The 2,500-nt window shown below is 49.0% G+C and carries 1 tRNA gene and 1 rRNA gene (1 of these 2 only partly in view); both read left to right on the forward strand.

The annotated features are described in order from the left end of the window. The first annotated feature begins 55 nt into the window (after nt 1–55). A tRNA-Ala gene (locus AC4HAJ_RS08655) sits at nt 56–128 on the forward strand. A gap of 280 nt (nt 129–408) precedes the next feature. After that, nucleotides 409–2,500, forward strand: a 23S ribosomal RNA gene (locus AC4HAJ_RS08660) (it continues 808 nt past the right edge of the window).

The raw sequence follows: 2,500 nt of genomic DNA on the forward strand, positions 1-2,500 counted from the left end.
GAATACAATTGCTCGGAAGCACGCTTGGTGTCTATTTAGTTCTCAGAGGTTTTGTGGGGCCTTAGCTCAGCTGGGAGAGCGCCTGCTTTGCACGCAGGAGGTCAGCGGTTCGATCCCGCTAGGCTCCATTAGGATACGAGAGATGATTCGCTTGAGCGAAAACTTGTATTCTAAGCTAGATAAGATATTGTTCAAGGAATTGAACACGACCTCATTTTTTAGGAAAAAAGATAAATCTCCTAGTGTGCAAGTCACACAGCGTCGATTTCCTATTTTTCTACAAAAATGCCCAACAAGTTGGGACGGTCTTAGTATCTTAAATTTGTCCATTGAAAATTGAATATCTATCAAATAGTAACAAGAAATAAACCGAAACGCTGTAGAATCCTATTGAAGAGTTTTTAATAAGGTTAAGTTAATAAGGGCGCACGGTGGATGCCTTGGCACTAGGAGCCGAAGAAGGACGTGATTAACGACGAAATGCTTTGGGGAGCTGTACGTAAGCGCTGATCCAGAGATATCCGAATGGGGGAACCCGGCAGGTTGATGCCTGTCACCCACTACTGTTAAGGTGGTGAGGAGGTAAACGCAGTGAACTGAAACATCTAAGTAGCTGCAGGAAGAGAAAGCAAAAGCGATTGCCTGAGTAGCGGCGAGCGAAAGGGCAGAAGGGCAAACCAGGTTGTTTACAACCTGGGGTTGTAGGACTGTGTTCTGTGAGCAATCGTCATAGAAGAAGGACTTGGAAAGGTCCGCCAAAGAGAGTAACAGCCTCGTATTTGAAATGACGCTTGCCACTAACAGTATCCTGAGTACGGCGAGACACGAGAAATCTCGTCGGAATCTGGGAGGCCCATCTCCCAACCCTAAATACTCCCTAGTGACCGATAGTGAACCAGTACCGTGAGGGAAAGGTGAAAAGTACCCCGGAAGGGGAGTGAAATAGAACCTGAAACCGTGTGCCTACAACAAGTTCGAGCCCGTTAATGGGTGAGAGCGTGCCTTTTGTAGAATGAACCGGCGAGTTACGTTTACGTGCGAGGTTAAGTTGAAGAGACGGAGCCGTAGGGAAACCGAGTCTGAATAGGGCGAATGAGTACGTGGACGTAGACCCGAAACCATGTGACCTACCCATGAGCAGGGTGAAGGTGAGGTAAGACTCACTGGAGGCCCGAACCAGAGTACGTTGAAAAGTGCTTGGATGACTTGTGGGTAGCGGAGAAATTCCAAACGAACTTGGAGATAGCTGGTTCTCTCCGAAATAGCTTTAGGGCTAGCGTCGACATTAAGAATCTTGGAGGTAGAGCACTGTTTGGGTGAGGGGTCCATCCCGGATTACCAATCTCAGATAAACTCCGAATGCCAAGGATTTATGGTCGGCAGTCAGACTGCGAGTGCTAAGATCCGTAGTCGAAAGGGAAACAGCCCAGACCACCAGCTAAGGTCCCAAAATAATTGTTAAGTGGAAAAGGATGTGGGGTTGCACAGACAACTAGGATGTTAGCTTAGAAGCAGCTATTCATTCAAAGAGTGCGTAATAGCTCACTAGTCGAGTGACCCTGCGCCGAAAATGTACCGGGGCTAAAACAATTTACCGAAGCTGTGGATCCCGTAAGGGATGGTAGGAGAGCGTTCTATGTGCTTTGAAGGTATACCGTGAGGAGTGCTGGAGCGCATAGAAGTGAGAATGCCGGTATGAGTAGCGCAAGACAGGTGAGAATCCTGTCCACCGTAAGACTAAGGTTTCCAGGGGAAGGCTCGTCCGCCCTGGGTTAGTCGGGACCTAAGGAGAGACCGACAGGTGTATCCGATGGCCAACAGGTTGATATTCCTGTACTAGAGTATAGAGTGAAGGAGGGACGCAGAAGGCTAACTCAACCGGACGACTGGAAGAGTCCGGCCAAGCAGTGAGGCGTGGACTGAGTCAAATGCTTAGTCTTGTAACGTTGAGCTGTGATGGGGAGCGAAGTTTAGTAGCGAAGTGAGCGATGTCACGCTGCCAAGAAAATCTTCTAGCGTTAATCTATACTCTACCCGTACCGCAAACCGACACAGGTAGTCGAGGCGAGTAGCCTCAGGTGAGCGAGAGAACTCTCGTTAAGGAACTCGGCAAAATGGCCCCGTAACTTCGGGAGAAGGGGCGCTGGCTTTAAGTCAGCCGCAGTGAATAGGCCCAAGCAACTGTTTATCAAAAACACAGCTCTCTGCAAAATCGTAAGATGACGTATAGGGGGTGACGCCTGCCCGGTGCTGGAAGGTTAAGAGGAGTGCTTAGCGTAAGCGAAGGTATGAATTGAAGCCCCAGTAAACGGCGGCCGTAACTATAACGGTCCTAAGGTAGCGAAATTCCTTGTCGGGTAAGTTCCGACCCGCACGAAAGGCGTAATGATTTGGGCACTGTCTCAACGAGAGACTCGGTGAAATTTTAGTACCTGTGAAGATGCAGGTTACCCGCGACAGGACGGAAAGACCCCATGGAGCTTTACTGCAGTTTGATATT

Source organism: Streptococcus sp. ALY_211, assembly GCF_058314555.1.